This is a genomic window from Cellulomonas algicola, assembly GCF_003851725.1.
In the GTDB taxonomy this organism is placed as follows: domain Bacteria; phylum Actinomycetota; class Actinomycetes; order Actinomycetales; family Cellulomonadaceae; genus Cellulomonas; species Cellulomonas algicola.
The window spans coordinates 16,508-37,520 of record NZ_BHYL01000231.1; the positions used below are offsets into that span (position 1 = coordinate 16,508).

General features: G+C 73.5%; 22 protein-coding genes. 9 read left to right on the top strand and 13 right to left on the bottom strand.

The genetic code is table 11. From position 1 onward, the window contains the following. Window positions 1–36: 36 nt before the first annotated feature. Genes CTKZ_RS14470 through CTKZ_RS14480 form a run of 3 tightly spaced genes read right to left on the bottom strand, consistent with a single transcriptional unit; the run spans window position 37 to window position 2,139 of the window. Window positions 37–555, bottom strand: a complete 519-nt coding sequence (locus CTKZ_RS14470) for a SixA phosphatase family protein (RefSeq protein WP_124343602.1) — start codon at window positions 553–555, stop codon at window positions 37–39. Between the two features lie 15 nt (window positions 556–570). After that, complete coding sequence (gene fabI, locus CTKZ_RS14475) at window positions 571–1,341, bottom strand: enoyl-ACP reductase FabI (RefSeq protein WP_124343603.1); 771 nt, start codon at window positions 1,339–1,341, stop codon at window positions 571–573. 45 nt (window positions 1,342–1,386) lie between these two features. Then, window positions 1,387–2,139 (bottom strand): beta-ketoacyl-ACP reductase, encoded by a 753-nt coding sequence (locus CTKZ_RS14480; RefSeq protein WP_124343604.1) that lies wholly within the window; start codon window positions 2,137–2,139, stop codon window positions 1,387–1,389. A gap of 134 nt (window positions 2,140–2,273) precedes the next feature. On the opposite strand from CTKZ_RS14480, the gene CTKZ_RS14485 reads away from it, so the two are divergent. From CTKZ_RS14485 to CTKZ_RS14495, 3 genes are read left to right on the top strand one after another with little or no spacing between them, the layout of a single operon-like run. Then, window positions 2,274–2,624 (top strand): DUF3099 domain-containing protein, encoded by a 351-nt coding sequence (locus tag CTKZ_RS14485; protein WP_124343605.1) that lies wholly within the window; start codon window positions 2,274–2,276, stop codon window positions 2,622–2,624. Next, window positions 2,621–2,863: a hypothetical protein gene (locus tag CTKZ_RS14490; protein WP_124343606.1), complete on the top strand. Its 243-nt coding sequence runs from the start codon at window positions 2,621–2,623 to the stop codon at window positions 2,861–2,863. The genes CTKZ_RS14485 and CTKZ_RS14490 overlap by 4 nt, the downstream gene beginning before the upstream one ends. Then, a complete protein-coding gene (locus CTKZ_RS14495) occupies window positions 2,860–3,876 on the top strand; it encodes an SURF1 family cytochrome oxidase biogenesis protein (protein WP_124343607.1) in 1,017 nt (338 codons plus the stop codon). The genes CTKZ_RS14490 and CTKZ_RS14495 overlap by 4 nt, the downstream gene beginning before the upstream one ends. On the opposite strand, the gene CTKZ_RS14500 is transcribed toward CTKZ_RS14495, so the two are convergent. After that, entirely contained in the window at window positions 3,860–5,458 is a 1,599-nt protein-coding gene (locus CTKZ_RS14500; RefSeq protein ID WP_124343608.1) for an ABC-F family ATP-binding cassette domain-containing protein, read from the bottom strand. The genes CTKZ_RS14495 and CTKZ_RS14500 overlap by 17 nt on opposite strands. Before the next feature lie 133 nt (window positions 5,459–5,591). Between CTKZ_RS14500 and CTKZ_RS14505 the strand changes: the two genes are divergently transcribed. From CTKZ_RS14505 to ypfJ, 4 genes are all read left to right on the top strand, one after another. Next, window positions 5,592–6,230, top strand: coding sequence for a biotin transporter BioY (locus CTKZ_RS14505; protein ID WP_124343609.1), 639 nt, complete (start codon window positions 5,592–5,594; stop codon window positions 6,228–6,230). 13 nt (window positions 6,231–6,243) lie between these two features. Continuing rightward, window positions 6,244–6,963, top strand: coding sequence for an energy-coupling factor ABC transporter ATP-binding protein (locus CTKZ_RS14510; protein WP_124343610.1), 720 nt, complete (start codon window positions 6,244–6,246; stop codon window positions 6,961–6,963). Then, window positions 6,960–7,604 carry an energy-coupling factor transporter transmembrane component T family protein gene (locus CTKZ_RS14515; protein ID WP_124343611.1) on the top strand — a complete coding sequence of 215 codons (645 nt, stop codon included), beginning with the start codon at window positions 6,960–6,962 and terminating at the stop codon, window positions 7,602–7,604. Before CTKZ_RS14510 ends, CTKZ_RS14515 begins: the two co-directional genes overlap by 4 nt. A 93-nt stretch (window positions 7,605–7,697) precedes the next feature. Then, complete coding sequence (gene ypfJ / locus CTKZ_RS14520) at window positions 7,698–8,585, top strand: KPN_02809 family neutral zinc metallopeptidase (protein ID WP_124343612.1); 888 nt, start codon at window positions 7,698–7,700, stop codon at window positions 8,583–8,585. A 232-nt stretch (window positions 8,586–8,817) separates the two neighbouring features. Here ypfJ and CTKZ_RS14525 read toward each other — a convergent pair whose 3' ends face one another. Further along, the gene (locus CTKZ_RS14525; protein WP_235843495.1) at window positions 8,818–12,225 is read right to left on the bottom strand and encodes a glycoside hydrolase family 9 protein; all 3,408 of its coding nucleotides are present in this window, start codon (window positions 12,223–12,225) and stop codon (window positions 8,818–8,820) included. Window positions 12,226–12,512: 287 nt separating this feature from the next. Here CTKZ_RS14525 and CTKZ_RS14530 point away from each other — a divergent pair, with 287 nt between their 5' ends. Next, window positions 12,513–13,496, top strand: a complete 984-nt coding sequence (locus tag CTKZ_RS14530; protein WP_235843496.1) for a LacI family DNA-binding transcriptional regulator — start codon at window positions 12,513–12,515, stop codon at window positions 13,494–13,496. 55 nt (window positions 13,497–13,551) lie between these two features. Continuing rightward, on the top strand, window positions 13,552–14,091 hold the full coding sequence (locus CTKZ_RS14535) for a GNAT family N-acetyltransferase (RefSeq protein ID WP_235843497.1): 540 nt from the start codon (window positions 13,552–13,554) through the stop codon (window positions 14,089–14,091). An 89-nt stretch (window positions 14,092–14,180) separates the two neighbouring features. Here the strand turns inward: CTKZ_RS14535 and CTKZ_RS14540 are convergent, their stop codons facing one another. The 8 genes from CTKZ_RS14540 to CTKZ_RS14575 all read right to left on the bottom strand — a co-directional run bounded on the left by CTKZ_RS14540 (window position 14,181) and on the right by CTKZ_RS14575 (window position 21,012). Beyond that, window positions 14,181–14,507, bottom strand: coding sequence for a metal-sulfur cluster assembly factor (locus CTKZ_RS14540; RefSeq protein WP_124343615.1), 327 nt, complete (start codon window positions 14,505–14,507; stop codon window positions 14,181–14,183). After that, entirely contained in the window at window positions 14,504–14,989 is a 486-nt protein-coding gene (sufU, locus tag CTKZ_RS14545; protein WP_124343616.1) for a Fe-S cluster assembly sulfur transfer protein SufU, read from the bottom strand. The genes CTKZ_RS14540 and sufU overlap by 4 nt, the downstream gene beginning before the upstream one ends. Continuing rightward, complete coding sequence (locus CTKZ_RS14550; protein ID WP_124343617.1) at window positions 14,986–16,332, bottom strand: SufS family cysteine desulfurase; 1,347 nt, start codon at window positions 16,330–16,332, stop codon at window positions 14,986–14,988. Before CTKZ_RS14550 ends, sufU begins: the two co-directional genes overlap by 4 nt. Before the next feature lie 95 nt (window positions 16,333–16,427). After that, window positions 16,428–17,186, bottom strand: coding sequence for a Fe-S cluster assembly ATPase SufC (gene sufC, locus CTKZ_RS14555; RefSeq protein WP_124343618.1), 759 nt, complete (start codon window positions 17,184–17,186; stop codon window positions 16,428–16,430). Window positions 17,187–17,202: 16 nt separating this feature from the next. Beyond that, complete coding sequence (locus CTKZ_RS14560; RefSeq protein WP_124343619.1) at window positions 17,203–17,535, bottom strand: non-heme iron oxygenase ferredoxin subunit; 333 nt, start codon at window positions 17,533–17,535, stop codon at window positions 17,203–17,205. Then, window positions 17,532–18,833 carry a Fe-S cluster assembly protein SufD gene (gene sufD / locus CTKZ_RS14565; protein WP_124343620.1) on the bottom strand — a complete coding sequence of 434 codons (1,302 nt, stop codon included), beginning with the start codon at window positions 18,831–18,833 and terminating at the stop codon, window positions 17,532–17,534. The genes CTKZ_RS14560 and sufD overlap by 4 nt, the downstream gene beginning before the upstream one ends. Further along, on the bottom strand, window positions 18,833–20,278 hold the full coding sequence (sufB, locus tag CTKZ_RS14570) for a Fe-S cluster assembly protein SufB (RefSeq protein ID WP_124343621.1): 1,446 nt from the start codon (window positions 20,276–20,278) through the stop codon (window positions 18,833–18,835). The genes sufD and sufB overlap by 1 nt, the downstream gene beginning before the upstream one ends. Further along, entirely contained in the window at window positions 20,275–21,012 is a 738-nt protein-coding gene (locus CTKZ_RS14575; protein ID WP_124343622.1) for a helix-turn-helix transcriptional regulator, read from the bottom strand. Before CTKZ_RS14575 ends, sufB begins: the two co-directional genes overlap by 4 nt. Window position 21,013 lies beyond the last annotated feature (1 nt).

The window sequence follows — 21,013 nt, forward strand, 5'->3', positions numbered from 1 at the left end:
CAACGCCGCGTACCGACGCCGGGCGAGCCCGGACGGTCAGCCCGGCAGGCCGAGGCGCTCGAGCGTCGCGCCCGCCGGTGCCAGGCCCGACCACGGGCCGGTGAACCCGAGCACGGACCAGCTCGCGGTCGGCACGCCGACCTGCACGCGCGACAGGGCGGCGCCGTCGGAGTCGGGACCCGCGAGCGCGGCGGCGGCACGGCTCATCGTCGGCTCGTGCCCGACGACGAGCACGGTCGCCACGTCGTCGGCCACGCCGCGCAGGACGTCGAGCAGGGTCGAGACACCCGCGTCGTACACCTCGTCGCGCAGCTCGAGCGCCGGGTCGGCGCCGAGCGTGCCGCGCACCAGCTCCCACGTCTGCCGGGTGCGCAGGCTGGTCGAGCACAGCACGAGGTCGGGGACGAGCCCCGCCTCGGCGAGCTGCGCGCCGACCTGACCGGACTGCTTGCGGCCCACGAGCGACAGCGGCCGCTGGGGGTCGGGAAGGCCCTCGGGGTGCTCGGCCTTGGCGTGCCGGAGCAGGAGCAGTCGGTGGGTGGAGTCGGACGTCACCGGCTCAGCGTCCCATCACAGGCCCATCGCGTGCACGCCGCCGTCGACGTGCACGATCTCCCCGGTCGTCGCCGGGAACCAGTCGGACAGGAGCGCGGCGACGGCGCGGGCCGTGGGCTCGGGGTCGGAGACGTCCCAGCCGAGCGGCGCACGGTCGGGCCAGCCGCCCTCCATGGCCTCGAAGCCCGGGATCGACTTCGCGGCCGTCGTGCGGATCGGGCCCGCGGACACGAGGTTGACGCGCACGCCGTGCGGGCCGAGGTCGCGCGCGAGGTACCGGGCGGTCGACTCGAAGGCGGCCTTGGCGACACCCATCCAGTCGTAGACCGGCCACGCGTACCGCGCGTCGAACGTGAGGCCGACGACGGCCGAGCCGCGGGCCAGCAGCGGCTGCGCGGCGACGGCGAGCGACTTCAGCGAGTACGCGCTGACGTGCAGCGCGGTCGCGACGTCGTCCCACTCGCCCGCGAGGAAGTTGCCGCCCATGACGGACTGCGGCGCGAAGCCGATGGAGTGCACGACCCCGTCGAGGCTGTCGAGCCCGGCCGCACGCACGCGGTCCGCGAGCGCGTCGAGGTCCTCCTGCGACGTCGCGTCGAGCTGCAGGACCTGCGCCTCGACGGGCAGGCGCCGGGCGATGGCCTGGGTCAGCCGGAACTGCCGGCCGAACGAGGTGAGCACGACCTGCGCGCCCTGCTCCTGCGCGAGGCGCGCGACGTGGAACGCGATCGAGCCGTCGGTGAGGACGCCGGTGACGAGGAGCTTCTTGCCGTCGAGCAGACCCATGGGAGTTCCGTCCTGTTGCGGTGCGTGGGGAAAGGTCGTGGGGGGTCAGTGACCCATGCCGAGGCCGCCGTCGACGGGGATCACGGCGCCCGAGATGTAGCCGGCGGCGTCGGAGGCGACGAACTCGACGGCCGCGGCGACCTCCTCGGGCTGCGCGAAGCGCCCGGCAGGGATCGTCGCGAGGTAGGCCTTCTGGCGGTCCTCGGGCAGCGCGCGCGTCATGTCGGTGTCGATGAAGCCGGGCGCGACGACGTTCGCGGTGATGCCGCGACCGCCCAGCTCGCGCGTGATCGACCGCGCCATGCCGACGAGCGCCGCCTTCGACGCGGAGTAGTTCACCTGGCCGGGCCCGCCGTACAGACCGACGACCGACGAGATGAGCACGATGCGCCCGCGACGCAGCCGGATCATGCCCTTGGACGCGCGCCGCACGACGCGGAACGCGCCCGTGAGGTTGACGTCGAGGACGTCGGTGAACTCCTCGTCGGTCATGCGCAGCAGCAGCTGGTCGCGCGTGACGCCCGCGTTCGCGACGACGACCTCGACCGGGCCGTGCGCGGCCTCGATCTCGGTGAACGCCGCGTCGACCGCGACGGTGTCCCGCACGTCGGCCACCGCACCCAGCACGCCGTCGGGCAGGTCGCCCGAGCGGTAGATCGTCGCGACCTTGTCGCCGGCCGCCACGAAGCGCTCCGCGATGGAGCGGCCGATGCCGCGGTTCGCGCCGGTCACGAGGACGCTGCGCGGGCGGTGCTCGGACCGCGTGGGAGGCGTGGCGTTGTCGGAAGTCTCAGGCACGGAACCCGACGCTATCCGACGTCCCCGGAGCGACGCCGGTCCGGCCCGGCACAGGAACACCCCGGCATGTTGTGGGAACCGGACAACGGCGGCCCCCGACGGTAGGTGTCCGTCGACCGGACTACGATCAGGTGGTGAGCAGCCGCAGGACCCCCAGAGCGCACGACGCGCCGGGCGACGACGTCCAGCGCATCACGTCCGCGCCCGAGTCCCTGGCCGACGACATGGCCCGCCGGCAGCGCCGCTACCTCGCCCAGATGGGCGTCCGCATGGTGTGCTTCGCGGCCGCCTTCTTCACCTGGGGGCACCTGCCGGTCGTGGTGCCGATCATCCTGCTGATCGCGGCCGTCGTGCTGCCGTACGTCGCGGTCCTGTTCGCCAACGCGGGGCGCGAGCGGCGCGACACGGACGACGCGTCGTTCATGCAGTACCGCGAGATCGGGCCGGGCTCGGGTCCGCACCACCAGGTCGGGGGCGGCTCGTGAGCCTGCTGGGCGGCGTGCCCGACGCCGTCGACGAGCTCGTCTGCTCCGCCCGTGGCTGCCGCGCCGACGCCGCGTGGGGCCTGCTGTGGAACAACCCGAAGCTGCACACGCCCGAGCGCCGCAAGGTGTGGCTCGCGTGCGACGAGCACCGCGAGCACCTGTCGCAGTACCTCGACGTGCGCGGCTTCCTGCGTGACGTCGTCGCGGCCGGCGACCTCGACCGGGTGGCGCCGTCGTGAGTGCGGCCGCTCGCCGGGCCGTCGGGATCGTCTGCGTCGGGATCGTCCTCGCGACCGCGTGCGTGCTCCTGGGCCGGTGGCAGTGGAACCGGCACGTGTGGCGTGACGCGGCGATCGCGGTCGTGACGACCAACTACGCCGCCGACCCCGTGCCGCTCGACGACGTGCTCGCCTCGACGGACGAGACGCTCGGGAAGGCCGACGAGTGGCGCACCGTCGAGGTCGTCGGGCGGTACGACTCCGACGCGACCGTCCTGCTGCGCAACCGCCCGGTCGACGGCCACCCGGCGTACCACGTTCTCGTCCCGTTCGTGGTGTCGGACGCCTCCGCGGGCATCGCGGACGACCCGACGGGCGCGGGAGGGGTACTCGTCGTCGACCGCGGCTGGGTGCCGACCGGGGAGGACGCGAGCGCCGCCGTCGACGTGCCCGCTCCCCCGACCGGCACCGTGACGCTCACCGCGCGCCTGCGGCTCGACGAGCGCGAGACGACCCGCACGGCGCCTCCCGGCCAGGTGCAGGCGGTCGCGTCGTCGCAGGTCCTCGCGGCGGGCAGGCTGGACGCGGTCCCCTACGCCGCCTACGCGCAGCGGCTGGCGGAGGACCCGGCACCCGCCCAGGTGCCCGGCACCCTTCCGCCGCCGAGCACCGACCCGGGCTCGCACCTGTCGTACGCGTTCCAGTGGTGGGCGTTCGCGCTGCTGATCCTCGGCGGGTCGGTGGTCATCGCGCGCCGCGAGGCGGCCCTCCCGACGGAGGCCGCGACCGGCGACGGCGTCTCCGGCGGCGAGCCGAGCACGGCTCCCCCGGGCGACGGCGCGTCGGACGACACGGACCGACGGTCCGTCCGCCCCGGTGCCGGTGCCGCACCGGCCGGCCACGCACCCGACCGACCGGCACCCCGCCGACGCGGCGGCCGCGCCGAGGACGAGGAGGACGCGCTCATCGATGCGCAGCTCGCCGCGCGCGGCGGGACCGACGGCCGCGACGGGCCGGTCAGGCCAGCGCGATGAGGTCCAGGTAGTCCGGACCCCACAGGTCCTCGGCGCCGTCGGGCAGCAGCAGCACGCGCTCGGGGTCGAGCGCGGCCACGGCGCCCTCGTCGTGGGAGACCAGCACGACCGCGCCCTTGTAGGTGCGCAGCGCCGCGAGGATCTCCTCGCGCGACGCGGGGTCCAGGTTGTTCGTGGGCTCGTCGAGCAGCAGCACGTTCGCCGACGAGACGACGAGCGTCGCGAGCGCGAGACGCGTCTTCTCCCCGCCCGACAGGACGCGCGCCGGCTTGTCGGCGTCGTCGCCCGAGAACAGGAACGAGCCGAGCACCGAGCGGACCTGCGTGTCGGTGAGGTCGGGCGCCGCCGTGCGGAGGTTCTCGACGACCGTGCGGTCGAGGTCGAGCGTCTCGTGCTCCTGCGCGTAGTACCCGAGCTTGAGCCCGTGCCCGGGCTTCACCTCACCCGTGTCGGACGCCTCGATGCCGCCGAGGATGCGCAGCAGCGTCGTCTTGCCCGCGCCGTTGAGGCCCAGCACGACGACCTTCGAGCCGCGGTCGATCGCGAGGTCCACGTCGGTGAACACCTCGAGCGAGCCGTACGACTTCGACAGCCCTTCGGCCGTGATGGGCGTGCGACCGCAGGGCGCCGGGTCGGGGAACCGCAGGCGCGCGACCTTGTCCTGGGCGCGCACCTCCTCGAGCCCGGACAGCATGCGCTCGGCGCGCCGCGCCATGTTCTGCGCCGCGACGGCCTTCGTGGCCTTCGCGCGCATCTTGTCCGCCTGCGCGAGGAGCACCGACGCCTTCTTCTCGGCGTTCGCGCGCTCGCGACGGCGGCGCTTCTCGTCGGTCTCGCGCTGCTGCAGGTACGCGTCCCAGCCGAGGTTGTACTGGTCGAGCTGCGACCGGTTCGCGTCGAGGTGGAAGACCTTGTTGACGGTCGCCCGGAGCAGCTCGACGTCGTGCGAGATGACGACGAAGCCGCCCGAGTACTGCTTGAGGTAGTCGCGCAGCCACGTGATCGAGTCGGCGTCGAGGTGGTTCGTCGGCTCGTCGAGCAGGAGCGTGTCGACGCCCGAGAACAGGATCCGCGCGAGCTCGACCCGTCGCCGCTGACCGCCGGACAGCGTCCCCATGGGCTGCGCGAGCACGCGGTCGTCGAGCCCGAGGTTGGACGTGATGCGGTGCGCCTCGCTCTCGGCCGCGTAGCCGCCGGCCGCGGTGAAGCGGGCCTCGAGGCGCGCGTACCGGGCCATCGCCGTCTCGCGCACGTCGTCGTCCGCGGCGGCCATCGCGCCCTCGGTCACGCGCATCGCGCTGACGATCTCGTCGAGGCCGCGCGCCGACAGCACGCGGTCCATCGCGAGCTGCGCGAGGTCGCCGTGGCTGGGGTCCTGCGGGAGGTACCCGATGTCGCCCGAGCGGGAGATCGTGCCGCCCGTCGGCTGGGTCTCCCCCGACAGCGTGCGGGTGAGGGTCGTCTTGCCGGCGCCGTTGCGGCCGACGAGACCGATGCGGTCGCCCGAGGCGATGCGGAAGGTCGTCGGCTCGAGCAGCACACGGGCGCCGACGCGCAGCTCGACGGCCTGAGCGGTGATCACGTGGTGGTTTCCTCCGAGAAATGCGTCCCGGCGTTGGCCACGGACGCGAAGGACCCCGATTCTACCTAGCCGCTAGCGTGACGATCCGCGCTGATTTCCGACGCCACGACGCCACGAGGCCCCTGGGGGACCCATGACCGACGCGCCCGAGAAGCACCTGTCGACCGACTCCGCCGCCGCGGCGGCCGTCCATCCCGCACCCGTCGTCCGCTCCAGCGTCGCCACGGACGTCGCGCTCGTCTCGACGTTCGCGGCGTTCATCGCGGTGTGCGCGATCCTCCCGGGCATCCCGACGCCGTCCGGCGTGCCGATCACGCTGCAGACGTTCGGCGTGGTGCTCGCCGGCCTCGTGCTGGGCTGGCGGCGCGGCGCGCTCGCCGTCCTCCTGTACCTGGTCGTCGGCCTCGCGGGCGTGCCCGTGTTCGCGGACGGCACCGGCGGCCTCGTCGTGCTGACCAAGCCGTCCGTCGGCTACCTGCTCGCATTCCCGTTCGCCGCGGCCGTCGCGGGCCTCCTCGCCGGACGCGCGCTGCGCCTCACGGGTGCCCTGCGCTACCTGGCGCTCGTCGGGGCCGGTCTCGGTGCGAGCTTCCTCACCATCCACCCCGCGGGCATCGTGGGCCTCATGGCCCGGCTGGGCGTCTCCTTCGGCGAGGCCTTCGCGATCGACGTCGTGTACTGGCCCGGCGACCTCGTGAAGAACCTGCTCGCGGCGGCGGTCGCGCTCGCCGTGTTCCGCGCGTTCCCCGACCTCCTGCGCTCGCGCCGCTGACGGCAGGCACCGGATGATCGAGCTCGACGACGTCGTCGTCACCGCCTGGAGCCCCGACCCGGCCGGTGGAGCCGACCGCGTCGTGCGGCTGCTCGGGCCGGTGACGCTGCGGCTCGCCGAGCGCCGGATCGCCGTCGTCGGGGCCAACGGCTCGGGCAAGTCGACGCTCGCGCGGCTGCTCAACGGGCTCGTGCTGCCGTCGAGCGGGACGGTGCGCGTCGACGGGCTCGACACGGCCACCGACGGTGCCGCGGTGCGGCAGCGCGTCGGGTTCGTGTTCACCGACCCCAACGCGCAGATCGTCCTGCCGACACCGCTCGAGGACGTCGCGCTGTCGTTGCGGCGGCGGTTCCCCGACAAGGTGGAGCGACTCGAGGCCGCGCGGGCCGCGCTGCGTCGGTTCGGGCTCGGCGAGCGGGCGGACGTGTCCGTGCACGCGCTGTCCGGTGGCCAGCGTCAGCTGCTCGCGATCGCGGCCGTGCTGGCCGTCGAGCCCGCGGTCCTGGTGTGCGACGAGCCGACGACGCTGCTCGACCTGCGCTGGCGACGCGTCGTGGACGACCTGCTCGCCGACCTCGACCAGCAGGTCGTCGTCGTCACGCACGACCTCGACGCCGCCCGCCGTGCCGACCGCGTCCTCGTCGTCGACGACGGGCTCGTCGTGTACGACGGCGACCCGCACGAGGCCGTCGCGCACTACGAGGCGCTCATGGGTCAGGCGGGCGTGCCGTGACGCGCCGCGAGCGGGGCCCGCTCCGTCCACCCTGGGCCGGTCCGCTGGGCCTCTACCACCCCGGCACGACGGTCGTGCACCGCCTGCCTGCGGGCGCGAAGCTCGCCGGCCTCGCCCTGGCCGGCGTCGCGGTGCTGCTGCTCGACGGCCCACGCTCGGCCGTCGGCGCCCTCGTCGTCGCGGTCGGCGTGCTGCTCGTCGCACGCGTCCCGCTGCACCGCACGACCCGCGGCCTGCTGCCCGTCACCGTCCTCGCCCTGGTCCTCGGTCTCTACCAGACGTGGTCGCGCGGCTGGGAGGTCGGTGTCGAGGTCGCGGCCGAGCTGCTCGCGCTCGTCGTCCTCGGGACGGTCGTCACCGCGACCACCCGGTCCGACGCGCTGCTCGACGTCCTCGCGCGCGTGACGCGGCCCCTGCGGCACGTCGGGCTGCACCCCGAGACCGCCGCGCTCGCCGTCGGCCTGTTCCTGCGCACGATCCCGGTGCTCGCGCAGTCCTCGCTCGACGTCCGCGCCGCCGCCCGAGCCCGCGGGCTCGACCGCGACCCCCGTGCGCTCGTCGTACCCGCGGCGGTCCGGATGGTCGCGCACGCGCGCGCGACGGGCGACGCGCTCGCCGCGCGCGGTCTCGCCGACGACTGACGCCTGCTCGGCCCCGGGTGCCCGACGTGCACGAACGGGTGGCGCCGCCGTCCCGACGCGCGGACTGAGGGACGCGGCGTTAAGTTCCCCTCCGTGACGTTCGGTGAGGGTGGTCAGTTCGAGGGCGGTCGCGTGCGCACGAGCCGCGGCGGCAAGGTCGCCGTGGGCGGCGGGATCGGCGCGCTCGTCGTCGCCGTGCTCGCGATCTTCCTCAACCAGTCGGGCAACGGCGACCTCGCGAACGTCCTGCAGGGCGCGGCCGGCGGCAGCGGCCAGCAGGCGGAGCAGGGCGTCGTCGGCGACTGCACCGCGGAGCAGGCCAACGAGCAGCGCGACTGCCGCCTCTCCGCGACGCTCCAGGCGCTCGACGCCTACTGGGCGGACGAGCTCCCCGCGCAGGGCGCGCAGTTCGCGCAGCCCGCCGCCGAGGCGTTCGAGGGTCAGACCACGACGGGCTGCGGCGCCGCATCGGCGTCGACCGGGCCGTTCTACTGCCCTCCCGACCAGACCATCTACCTCGACCTCGGCTTCTACGACCTCCTGCAGAGCCAGTTCGGCGCCGAGGGCGGCCCGCTCGCGGAGATGTACGTGACGGCGCACGAGTACGGGCACCACGTCCAGAACCTCACCGGCGTCATGGACCGCGCGCAGCGGCAGGGCACCGGCGCGGAGTCCGACTCCGTGCGCGTCGAGCTCCAGGCCGACTGCTACGCGGGCATGTGGGTCGGCAGCGCTGCGACCGAGGTCGACCCGGACACCGGCGTGACGTTCCTCGAGCCGATCACCGCCGAGCAGCTCCAGCAGGCGCTGTCCGCCGCGGAGGCCGTCGGCGACGACCACATCCAGCAGCAGTCCGGCGGCGGCGTGAACCCCGACTCGTGGACCCACGGCTCGTCCGAGCAGCGTCAGCGCTGGTTCACCACCGGCTACGAGCAGGGCACCCTCGCCGCGTGCGACACCTTCGCGACCGACGAGCTCTGACACCCGCGCCCCGCGGGGCGGTGGTGCGCTGCTGACGCATCGGCCGCCCGCGGTGACCCACGCGCTCCGACGCGTCTGGCACCTGAGGTGACCCCGCCCTGCGACGCGTCTGGCACCTGAGGTGACCCCCTGCGACGCGGCTGCGTCCAGAGCGGCCGACGCACGTCGCTCCCGCGGCACTGAGGTCACGGGAGCGACGTGGTCCCACAGGTGCCGACCGGCACGCAGGTCGTCAGCCGGTCGTGCGCGCTCTCCGGGTCAGGACGACCGCACCCGCGCCTGCGGCGACGAGCAGCAGCCCGATGCCGAGGAGCGCCCACGGGTCGGCGCCCGTGACGGCGAGGGGACCCGGACGGGCCGCCGCCGGGGCGACGCCGCTCGAGGTGCCCCCCGCCCCGCCGCCCGGTGCGCCGGGCGCGGCCACCGTGAGGGTCGCCGGGTCGGAGTAGGCGCCACCGAAGGAGTTCGCCACGTACGCCCGGAACCGCGCCCCCGAGTCGGCGGTGCGCGCCGTGAACGCGAGCGTCGCCTCCGTCGCCCCCGGCACGTCGGTCCACGTCCCGTCGACGAGCCGCTGCCACTGCACGGTCGGGGTCGGCGAGCCCGACGCGGCGACGGTGAAGCGGGCCTGCGCGCCGTCGGCGACCGTGACGTCCGCAGGTCCGGTACGGACCCACGCGACCGTGCCCGCGGCCGACGCTCCGCCGCGCTGGTCGGCGACGAACGACGCCACCCACGACAGGGCCGAGTTCCAGTTCACGGTGATCTCGTTGGTCGACCACGACTGGATGTCGTCGACGTAGCAGAGCTGCGGTGCGCACATGTGGTCGGGGCCGTAGAGACCGCTGATGACCGGGTCCCACGTGCCGACGTCCGAGTTCGGCCCGCCCGACACCGACCCGACCGGCGGGTTGGGCAGCGCGTCTGTGAGCGAGTGCGCGAACCACCGGCTGTGCTGGTCGTCGGAGAACACGTCGCCGTAGCCCGTGACGTACGAGATGTTGAGCGCGTTGCGGCCGAGCAGGTAGTCCATCGACTCGAGCACGGCGTCCGCGAACCGCTGGTCGCCCGTGAGGTCGAACGCGGTGCCGAGGACCACCTGGTTGTTGAGGACCGCGGAGTTCGACCCCCACTCGTACACGCCGTCGTCGTCGCCGCTGTACGCGGTGCCGAACGGCTCGGCCGCCTGCCGCTCGAGGTACGTCTCCGCACCGTCCACGACCGACTGGCGGATCGCGGTCCGTCCGGGGATGTCGGACTCCACGACGGCGAGGTCCAGGCGCCCGAGGGCTGCGGTCTCGCCCCAGTACATGCCGCCCGCGGTGAAGATGTCCGCGGTGTGGAGCTCGTTCGCGAGCACCGCGTCCCGGAACTGCGGCTCCCCCGTCGTGAGGAACAGCTCCGCAGCCGCCCAGTAGAACTCGTCGGTCACGTCCGTGTCGTCGTACGGACCGCCACCCGGGCTCGGGTCGGCGTTCGGCGCCGGCGCGTACAGGTCGGGCGTGGCGACCGCGGCGGCGTACGCGGTGCGGGCGGCGGCGAGCAGCTCGGCGGCGAACTCGGCGTCGTACGGCTCCCACAGCCGGGCGCCCTGCGCCGCGGCGGCCGCGAGGTTCAGCGTCGCCGCGGTCGACGGGCGGTGCAGCCGGCGCTCCTGCGGGTCGTCGGACGGCAGCAGCGGCAGACCGGTCCAGTCCACGTCGTGCACCTTGTGGTGGACCATGCCGGCGAGCGGCTCCCCGGCCGGGACCTGCATGCGCAGCATCCACTCGAGCTCCCACCGCGCCTCGTCCAGCGCGTCGGGGACGCCGTTGGTCTGCTCGACGAGCGGGATGTCGAGGGAGCCGTCCCCGAGGGCCGCGACGTCGCCCGTCGGCGCGTGCAGGGCACGCTCGTAGGTGCTCATGACCTGCGCGACGGCGATGCCGCCGTTGACGACGTACTTGCCGTGGTCTCCCGCGTCGTACCAGCCGCCGACGACGTCGAGCGTGTAGTCGCACGTCCAGTCGCCGTAGAGGTTCTGCGCCTCTGCCGGCGTGATGCAGGGGACGGCGTGGTCGCCCTGGTTGGCGCCTGCGTCACCCGGCCGTCCGACGTGGCCCGCAGGGCGCGTGTAGCGCCCGTCGCCCATGATCGACCCGTCGATCGCGATGCCGCTGCGCACCGGGTAGAAGTAGTCGAGCGCGTCGTGGCGCAGGCTGTCGTACAGGTCGTCGCCGACGACGAACGGGTGGCTGGTCTCGCCGTCCGCGCGCAGCGTGTAGGTGCCGGGCGTGGTGACGTCGCCGAAGTCCACGACGTGCACGTTGACGCCGGCCGTCGGGTCGACGCCGCGCGGCGTCGACGTGCCGGACGCGACCACGGTGCTGCCGGAGCGGAGCTCCCAGTCGACGGGTTCGGTCTGCGTCGTGACGAGCGTCGCGCGCTTGGGCCCGTCGGTCAGGTACCCGACCTGGTTCACGCGCACGCGCGAGCCGGTGTCGGGCGCGTACGGCGGCGGCGGCTCCGTCGTCTCGGCGAACGACAGCTCGGTGATGCAGAACGTGTACGGCGCCGTGCGTCGACCGAGCTCGAGCTGGATGCGGCCGTACGCCGCCGACGGGTCGGCGCTGAACGAGGCGTCGGCCGTGAAGGCGTAGGTGAAGGTCGTCGGCGTCGTCGTCAGTGCCGCGTCGTCGTCGAGCACGCGGTGCCACGGTTCGCCGAACTGGCCGACGAGCACGTTGACGGGCGCCGGGTCGCTCGCGTAGGCGGTGAGCTCGAGGACGTAGCTGCGGCCCTCGACGACCTCGACGTGCTTGAGCTCGAGACCGGCCTCGTACGGGTTGGCGTAGCCGCCGCGCAGGTCGATGCACGCGCTGAGCCCGTCGGCCCCGGCGCGGGCCGTCCCGCCACCGGCGGCGTCGTACAGCGAGAACGCCCCGAGGTCGCCGCCCGCGAACGAGTGGTCGATGCGGGCGCCCGACGTGACGGAGAAGTCGTCGACGCAGAACGTGTACGGCGCGGCCTGCCCGCCGAGCTGGAACGACACCTGGCCGGTCCCGGTCGTCCAGTCGTCGGCGACCGGCGAGCCCGGGGTGCCCGGACGCGTGGGCCAGTCGGCGGGGGTGAACGTGAACTCGACGTGCTGGGGCGTCGCGGTGCCGTCGAGCACGACCTGGTGGCCGAACGCGGCCGGGTACCCGAGCCCACCCTGCACCGGGACGGTGACCGGCGCGGACGCGTGCGCCTCGAACGACACCGTGTACGTGGTGTCGCGGTCGTACGTCACGTCGTCGTGCTGCAGCGCGATGTCCCAGGGGTTGACGCCACCGTCGACCGCCGCGCACATCTCCCCGCCGGTCACGGACGACGACACGGACCCGGCGTTCGCGTAGGTGAACCAGCCCTGCGCGTCGCCGTCGGCGAAGCCGTGCTCGTCCGTCAGGGGGGCGGCGGTCGCAGTCGACGCGACGGCCGCGACGACGAGCAGGGGCCGACGTCGAGCCGGCCAGCCACCGGCGGCGCCGGCGTGGGCGCGGGGCGGGTGTGGGGACCACGGTGTCTCCGGAAGGGTGAGGGCGGGCGCCGTCGGGGCGCGATGTCTGGTGGTGCGGGCAGTGAGAACTGGTAGCGCTTCCACGACGTCCGAGACGGACACACCGCACGAAGGTCGACGTCGCTCGCCGCTCGCGCCACATCGTCACGGTGGCGCTCCTCGACTGACTGGACGCGCTTCCAGTTCCGCGCTTGATGGTCCGGGCGACGCCTTTCGATGTCAAGACGAAGCGGCAGGTCATCGCTCTAAGGAGTGAGCGAGCGTGCACCGTGATCCCGCCGGGAGCGCTGCCCGCCGCAGCATCCTCGGTGGTAGCCTCACGCGGGTTCAGCACGCGGACGAGGGGAACCATGACAGGTCGGACCGGACGCCCTCCCACCCTCGACGAGGTGGCCGAACGCGCCGGTGTCTCGCGCTCCGCGGCGTCGCGCGCCATCAACAACGCCGTCCACGTCAGCCCCGCGACGCGTCGCGCGGTCGACCGCGCGGTGCGCGAGCTGGGCTACGTCCCGAACGTCACCGCGCAGGCGCTCGCGCGCCAGAAGGTCGGCGCCGTCGTCCTCGCCGCGTCGCACGACAACCCGGACCTCCTCGGGGACCCGTTCATCGGCCAGGTGATCGTGGGGGTCACGACGGCGCTCGAGAACACCGAGCTCGACCTCAAGCTCCTCCTGTGCCACCCCGAGCGCGGCCACGACCGCGTCCGGCGCATGCTGCGACGCCCCCGTGCCGACGGGGTCATGGTCATGGCGCTGCGCGGCGACGACCCCCTCCAGCGGATGGTCGAGGAGTCGGGGCTGCCCGCGGTGTACGGCGGCCGGCCCCTGCACGGCCAGCCCGAGCTGTTCGTCGACGTCGACAACAGGGGCGGCGGCCGGACCGCGGCCGAGCACCTCGTCCGGCTCGGCCGCCGACGCATCGCCACGATCGCCGGACCCGAGGACTCGCACGCGGCCGTCGCGCGCCTCGAGGGCGTCACCGACGCCCTGTCCGTCGCGAACCTCGACCCCACGCTCGTCGAGCGCGCCGACTTCACGCGGGAGGGCGGCGCGCGCGCGATGGAGCGCCTGCTCGACCGCGATCCCGACATCGACGCCGTGGCCGTCGCGTCCGACAACATGGCCGTCGGAGCGGTCCGGACCCTCGCGCTGCACGGACGACGCGTGCCCGAGGACGTCGCCGTCGTGGGCTTCGACGACCTGCCGATCGCCGAGCTCGCCTACCCGCCGCTCACCACGGTCCAGCAGCCGATCCGCTCGCTCGGGCAGGAGATGGCGCGGGTCCTCCTCGCGGTCGTCGACGGCGAGACGCCCAGCTCGCTCCTGCTGCCGACACGGCTCGTGGTCCGCGAGTCGGCCCCGCTCCCGACCTAGCGACCAGTTGATGTCGACCTGCGCCCAGGCCCGGCGCCGGGCTACGGTCGCGCGCGTGCTGATCCGCTCCGAGACCCCTGCTGACGTCGATGCCGTGCGGGAGGTCGTCGGCTCCGCGTTCGGCGAGCACGCCGACCACGTCCTGACCATGCTCGACGCGCTCCGCGCTGACCCCGCGTGGGTCGAGGGCCTCTCGCTCGTCGCGCTCGGCGGCGACGGTGACGTCGTGGGGCACGTGCTGCTCACGCGCGTCACGATCGCCTCGGCGCGGGGGCCCGTGCCCGCACTCACGCTCTCCCCGCTCTCCGTCGCCCCTGCCGCGCAGCGACGCGGTATCGGCACGGCTCTCGTCGCGGCCGCGCTCGACAGTGCCTCGGCCGCGGGATGGCCGCTCGTCGTCCTCGAGGGCGACCCCCGCTACTACGGCCGCCGCGGCTTCGTCGCCGCCGACCCGGTCGGGCTCGCGTCGCCGTCACCCCTCATCCCGCCGGGCGCGTGGCAGGTCGCGCTCCTGCCCGCGCACGAGCCTTGGATGACGGGTGCGACGACGCTGTCCGCTCCCCTGCTCGCGATCAACGACGTCCCTCGCGTCTGACGGACCGCGGCGCCGCTCCCGGCAGTCGCACGACGACGCCCGGCCTCCGGCGGGAGGCGGGCGTCGTCGTGGACGTGCTGCTCGGCTGGTCAGATGTTGAAGCCGAGGGCGCGCATCTGGGCGCGGCCGTCGTCGGTGATCTTCTCCGGGCCCCACGGCGGCATCCAGACCCAGTTGATGCGGAAGCCGTCGACGATGCCGTCGAGCGCCTGCGCGGACTGGTCCTCGATGACGTCGGTCAGCGGGCACGCCGCGGAGGTGAGGGTCATGTCGATCACGGCGGTGTTCGTCTGGTCGATGACGACGCCGTAGACGAGGCCGAGGTCGACGACGTTGATGCCGAGCTCGGGGTCGATGACGTCCCGCATGGCCTCCTCGACGTCGGCGACCGTGGTCGGGTTGGTCTCGGTGCTCATGCGTCCTCCTTGGTGCGCGTCGCGCCGGTCTTGATGAGTGCGTCGTTCAGGGCGACCCAGCCGAGCAGGGCGCACTTCACGCGGGCCGAGTAGCGGCCGACGCCCGTGAAGGCGGCGGCGTCTCCGAGCTTGTCCTCCACCTCGTCACCGAGCCCGGCGCCCTTCGACTGCATGAGGGCGCGGAACGTGCCCGCGAGGTCGTCGACGGTCGTCAGGTCCTGGTCGACGACGAGGTCGTGCAGCACGGAGACAGAGGCCTGCGAGATGCTGCAGCCCTGCCCCTCCCAGCGCACGTCGCGGACGACCCCCGAGAGGTCGACGTCGACCTGCAAGGTCACCTCGTCGCCACAGGTCGGGTTGACCTGGTGCGACTGGGCCGTGCGGGCCTCGGCCACCGCGACCTCGCCGAGGCCCCGCCCGTGCGGGTGCTTCGCGTGGTCGAGGATGACCTGCTGGTACAGCTGTTCCATCGAGGTGCTCATGCGTTGCTCCCGTCCTCCAGACCGAAGAACGTCCGCACCCCCGCGAGTGCTTCCCGGAACACCTCGATCTCCTCGTCGGTCGTGTAGACGGCGGCCGACGCGCGCGCGGTCGCGGCGACGCCGAACCGGCGGTGCAGCGGCTGCGCGCAGTGGTGCCCGACGCGGACGGCGACGCCGGCGTCGTCGAGCACCTGGCCGACGTCGTGCGCGTGCACGCCGTCGACGACGAACGACACGTTCGCGAGCCGGTCGCGCGCGTCGGTCGGGCCGATCACGCGGACGCCCGGCACGGACGCGACCGCGTCGAGCAGCAGCTGCGTGAGGTGGGCCTCGTGCGCGGCGACGGCGTCCATGCCGAGCTCGGCGAGGTAGGACGCGGCGGCGCCCATGCCCACGGCCTGCGACACCATCTGCGTGCCGGCCTCGAACCGCTGCGGCGGCGGCGCGTACGTCGTGCGCTCCATCGTGACGACCTCGACCATCGACCCGCCGGTCGTGACGGGCGGCATGGCCTCGAGCAGCTCACGCCGCCCGTAGAGCGCGCCGACGCCCGTCGGGCCGAGCATCTTGTGGCCGGAGAACGCGGCGAAGTCGACGCCCAGCGCGTGCAGGTCGACGGGCAGGTGCGGCACGGACTGGCACGCGTCGAGCACCGTCAGCGCCCCGACGGCACGCGCACGGTCCACGAACGCGCGCACGGGCGTGATCGCACCCGTCACGTTCGACGCGTGCGTGAACGCGAGCACGCGCGTCCGCTCCCCCACGACCGTCGCCAGGTCGTCGAGGCGCAGCCGCCCGTCGTCGTCGACACCGATCCAGCGCAGCGTCGCACCCGTCCGCGCGGCGAGCTCCTGCCACGGCACGAGGTTCGCGTGGTGCTCGAGCTCGGTCACGACGATCTCGTCGCCCGGACGGAGCGCGAAGCGCGCCGACTCCGAGCCGCCGCGGCCCAGCGACGCGTTCGACATCGCGTACGCGACGAGGTTGATCGCCGCGGTCGCGTTCGACGTCCAGACGAGCTCGCCGGGCGAGACGCCGACGAACGACGCGACCCGGGCGCGCGCGTCCTCGAACGCCTCCGTGGCCTCCTCCGCGAGCTGGTGCGCGCCGCGGTGCACGGCGGCGTTGCGCTGCACGTAGAAGTCCTGCTCGGCGTCGAGGACGACCTCGGGCTTCTGCGACGTCGCCCCGGAGTCGAGGTAGACGAGCGGGCGTCCGCCGCGCAGGGTGCGCGCGAGCAGCGGGAAGTCCGCACGGACCGCCGCGAGCTCGGCGGGACCGAGCGTGCCGGCCGCGGCCGGCGCCCCGCCCTGCGGGACCGCGGTGTCGAGCGTGCTGGTCACGTCGTCCGCCCTTCGTCGTGGGTGTGTGCGTCTACCGGGTCAGGAGTCCCCGGGGGCGTCGCACGGACGCTCCCGGGGACGGTGGTCGTCGGTCGTCAGACCGCCGACGTGAGGAACCGGTCGTAGCCCTCGTTCTCGAGGCGCTCGGCGAGCTCGGGCCCGCCCTCCTCGGCGACCTTGCCGTCGACGAAGACGTGCACGAAGTCGGGCTGGATGTAGCGCAGGATGCGCGTGTAGTGCGTGATGAGCAGCACGCCGACGTCCGGGTTCTGGCGGACGCGGTTGACGCCCTCCGACACGACGCGCAGCGCGTCGACGTCGAGGCCCGAGTCGGTCTCGTCGAGGATCGCGAACTTCGGCTTGAGGAGCTCCATCTGGAGGATCTCGTGGCGCTTCTTCTCACCGCCGGAGAAGCCCTCGTTCACGGAGCGGTCCGCGAACGCCGGGTCCATGCGGAGGTCGTCCATCGCGGTGCGGACGTCCTTGACCCAGGTGCGCAGCGGCGGGGCCTCGCCGTCGATCGCGGTCTTCGCGGTGCGCAGGAAGTTCGACACCGAGACGCCGGGCACCTCGACGGGGTACTGCATCGCGAGGAACAGGCCCGCGCGGGCGCGCTCGTCGACGGACAGGGCGAGGACGTCCTCGCCGTCGAGCGTCACGGTGCCGGAGGTGATCTGGTACTTCGGGTGGCCCGCGAGCGAGTACGCGAGCGTGGACTTGCCGGACCCGTTGGGGCCCATGATCGCGTGCGTCTCGCCGCTGTTCACGGTCAGGTCGACACCGCGCAGGATGGGCTTGGCGCCCTCCTTGGTCTCGACGCTGACGTGCAGGTCGCGGATCTCCAGGGTGGCCATGCGGGGTACTCCTAGGTCAGAGGGGGGCGTCGACGTCGACCAGCACGCGCTGGCCGTCGACGGTCACGGGGTAGACGGGGACGGGCCGGACCGCGGGCGGGCCGAGCGGCTTGCCGGTGCGCAGGTCGAACCGCGACCCGTGCAGCCAGCACTCGATCGAGCAGTCCTCGACCTCGCCGTCGGACAGCGAGACCGCGCCGTGCGAGCAGATGTCGCTGATGGCGTGCAGCTCGCCGTCCTCGTCGCGGACGATCGCGACCTCGACGGGTCCGGACTCGCCCTCGAGCTCGACGCGGAGCGTGCCGGCGGCCGGCACGTCCTCGTCGTAGCAGGCGAGCTGTGCGGTCATGCGCGCTCCGTGTGGACGGACGACTCGGAACCGTCGACGTGCGGACGGTCGGCGAGCCCGTCGAGCGCCGACATGGACGCCTCGAGCTCCTTCTCGATCGCACCGATGAGCCGCTCCTCGACCGCGGGGACGCCGATCTCGTGGACCAGCTCCGCGAAGAAGCCGCGCACGACGAGCCGACGCGCGTCGGCCTCGGGGATGCCGCGGGCGCGCAGGTAGAAGAGCTGCTCGTCGTCGAAGCGGCCGGTCGCGGACGCGTGGCCCGCACCCTCGATGACGCCCGTCTCGATCTCGAGGTTCGGCACCGAGTCCGCGCGCGCCCCGTCGGTGAGGACGAGGTTGCGGTTGAGCTCGTACGTGTCGGTGCCCTCGGCAGCCGCGCGGATCAGCACGTCGCCGACCCACACGGTGTGCGCGCCCGCGCCCTGCAGCGCGCCCTTGTAGGTCACACGGCTCACGCAGTTGGGGACCGCGTGGTCGACGAACAGGCGCTGCTCCTGGTGCTGGCCCGCGTCGGCGAAGTACAGGCCGAGCAGGTTGACCGACGCCCCCTCGCCGACGAACGCGGCGTCGGGCGTGATGCGCACGACGTCGCCGCCGAGCGTCACCGCGATGTGCTTGACGGTCGCGTCGCGACCGATCCGCAGCCGGTGCGACGACGCGTGGACCGAGCCCTCGGCCCAGTCGTGCACCGTGACGACGGTGAGGTGCGCACCCTCGTCCGCGACGATCTCGACGGTCTCGGTGAGCGACGCGTGCCCGACGTGGTCGATGACGACGACGCCCTCGGACAGCGCCTCGGCGTGCACCAGCAGGTGCGTCGCCGACGGCTCGAGCGGCGCGTCGTGCGTGCCCGCACCCTCGACGCCCTCGATCTTGATCGACGTCACGGTGGACGCGACCTTCTCGCGCGGGACCGTCACGACGGTCGCACGCGGGAACGACGCCCACGCGACGGCGGCGGTGCGGTCGCCGGGCTCGCCCGCGCGGCCGAGGCGCTCGTCATCGCGGTCGACGATCTCGACCCTGACCTCGGGCGCCTCGACGACGGTCGTCAGCACGCCGTGACCCGTGAGCACGCCCTCGCTCGTCGCGGCGAACAGCGGCGCGAGGCGGTCGACGGGCGAGAACCGCCACTCCTCCTCACGGCCCGTGGGGACCGCGAAGTCGGCGACGTCGAAGGACGTCGGACGCGCGGCGCGGGACGCCTCCGGGGTGCCCCCGGTGCCGTGCGTGTGGGCCCCGTCGGCGACCGCCCGCGAGTGGTCGGTCGACAGGTTCTCCGTGGTGGTCGTCATCAGCCGACGGCCCCTTCCATCTGCAGCTCGATGAGGCGGTTGAGCTCGAGGGCGTACTCCATGGGCAGCTCGCGCGCGATGGGCTCGACGAACCCGCGCACGATCATGGCCATCGCCTCGGTCTCGGGCATGCCCCGGGACATCAGGTAGAACAGCTGGTCCTCGCTCACGCGCGACACCGTGGCCTCGTGGCCCATCGACACGTCGTCCTCGCGGACGTCGACGTACGGGTAGGTGTCGGAGCGCGAGATCTGGTCGACGAGCAGCGCGTCGCAGAGCACGTTCGACGCGGAGTGGCTCGCACCCTCCAGCACCTGCACGAGCCCGCGGTAGGACGTGCGGCCACCGCCGCGCGCGACCGACTTCGAGACGATCGACGACGACGTGTGCGGCGCGGCGTGCACCATCTTGGCGCCCGCGTCCTGGTGCTGGCCCTCGCCCGCGAACGCGATCGACAGCGTCTCGCCGCGCGCGTGCTCGCCCATGAGGTAGATCGCCGGGTACTTCATCGTGACCTTGGAGCCGATGTTGCCGTCGACCCACTCCATCGTCGCGCCCTCGGCGGCGGTCGCCCGCTTGGTGACGAGGTTGTACACGTTGTTCGACCAGTTCTGGATCGTCGTGTACCGCACGCGGGCGTTCTTCTTGACGATGATCTCGACGACCGCGGAGTGCAGCGAGTCCGACGAGTAGACGGGCGCGGTGCAGCCCTCGACGTAGTGCACGTATGAGCCCTCGTCGGCGATGATCAGCGTCCGCTCGAACTGGCCCATGTTCTCCGTGTTGATGCGGAAGTAGGCCTGCAGCGGGATCTCGACGTGCACGCCCGGCGGCACGTAGACGAACGACCCGCCCGACCACACGGCGGTGTTGAGCGACGCGAACTTGTTGTCGCCCGGGGGGATCACGGAGCCGAAGTACTGCTCGAAGATCTCGGGGTGCTCGCGCAGGCCCGTGTCAGTGTCGAGGAAGATGACGCCCTGCTCCTCGAGCGACTCCTGGATCTGGTGGTAGACGACCTCGGACTCGTACTGCGCGGCGACGCCCGCGACGAGGCGCTGCTTCTCCGCCTCCGGGATGCCGAGGCGGTCGTACGTGTTCTTGATGTCCTCGGGCAGGTCCTCCCAGCTGGCGGCCTGCTTCTCGGTCGAGCGCACGAAGTACTTGATGTTGTCGAAGTCGATGCCCGACAGGTCGGAGCCCCACCACGGCATGGGCTTCTTCTCGAACAGGCGCAGCGACTTCAGGCGCGTCTTGAGCATCCACTCGGGCTCGTTCTTCAGCGCCGAGATCTCCCGCACGACGGCCTCGGACAGGCCGCGCTTCGCCGTGGCGCCGGCCACGTCGGTGTCGTGCCAGCCGTAGTTGTAGTTGCCGATCGAGGCGATGGCCTCGTCCTGCGTGAGGGGCGCGGCGGCTGCCGCGTTCTCGGTGGGTGCACTCATGCTGTCGGTCCTTCCGGGGCGAGCACGGGGGCTGCGGGGGTCGGTGCGGTCGTCGGGATGTTCGTGGTGCAGACGTGCCCACCACCGGCGAGGGTGGCGAGGCGCTGCACGTGGACGCCGAGGATGCGCGAGAACGCGCGGGCCTCGGCCTCGCAGAGCTGCGGGAACTCGTGCGCGACGTCCTGGACGGGGCAGTGCCCCTGGCAGAGCTGGACGGCCCGCGCGCCGGGGACGGGCCGCGCGGACGCGGCGTACCCGTCGGCGGTCAGGCCGTCGGCGAGCGAGCGGGCGCGGGCGGTGACGTCCTCGCCGGCCGCGTCGACGACCGCCACGAGGCGCTGCTCGAGGTCACGGACGCGCTGCTCGGCGAAGCTCTCGACCGCGGCGGGGCCGCCCGTCTCGGCGAGGAAGCGCAGCGCCTGCGCGGCGAGCTCGGAGTAGCGGTGCGAGAGCGCGGCCTGGCCGCGGCTGGTCACGACGTAGCGGCGGGCCGGGCGACCGCGACGCGCCGGGCCGAGGCCGACCCCGTCGTGCACGGCGATCTGGTCGCCGGACTCGAGCACCGCGAGGTGCCGGCGGATGCCGGTGGTCGTGAGGTCGAGCCGGGCGGCGAGCTCGGTGGCGGACACCGGACCCTGCGCGGCGACGAGCCGCAGGACGCGCTCGCGCGTGCCGGCGTCGGACTCGGGCGTCGCCGCGGTGCTCACGGCGGCGACGGGCAGCGTCGCGCTCATG

Coding starts and splice junctions, on each gene's coding strand:
- sufC (WP_124343618.1), bottom strand. CDS start 17,186: ATGGCCACCCTGGAGATCCGCGACCTGCACGTCAGCGTCGAGACCAAG.
- fabI (WP_124343603.1), bottom strand. CDS start 1,341: ATGGGTCTGCTCGACGGCAAGAAGCTCCTCGTCACCGGCGTCCTCACC.
- CTKZ_RS14560 (WP_124343619.1), bottom strand. CDS start 17,535: ATGACCGCACAGCTCGCCTGCTACGACGAGGACGTGCCGGCCGCCGGC.
- CTKZ_RS14505 (WP_124343609.1), top strand. CDS start 5,592: ATGACCGACGCGCCCGAGAAGCACCTGTCGACCGACTCCGCCGCCGCG.
- CTKZ_RS14510 (WP_124343610.1), top strand. CDS start 6,244: ATGATCGAGCTCGACGACGTCGTCGTCACCGCCTGGAGCCCCGACCCG.
- sufB (WP_124343621.1), bottom strand. CDS start 20,278: ATGAGTGCACCCACCGAGAACGCGGCAGCCGCCGCGCCCCTCACGCAG.
- sufU (WP_124343616.1), bottom strand. CDS start 14,989: ATGAGCACCTCGATGGAACAGCTGTACCAGCAGGTCATCCTCGACCAC.
- sufD (WP_124343620.1), bottom strand. CDS start 18,833: ATGACGACCACCACGGAGAACCTGTCGACCGACCACTCGCGGGCGGTC.
- CTKZ_RS14540 (WP_124343615.1), bottom strand. CDS start 14,507: ATGAGCACCGAGACCAACCCGACCACGGTCGCCGACGTCGAGGAGGCC.
- CTKZ_RS14575 (WP_124343622.1), bottom strand. CDS start 21,012: ATGAGCGCGACGCTGCCCGTCGCCGCCGTGAGCACCGCGGCGACGCCC.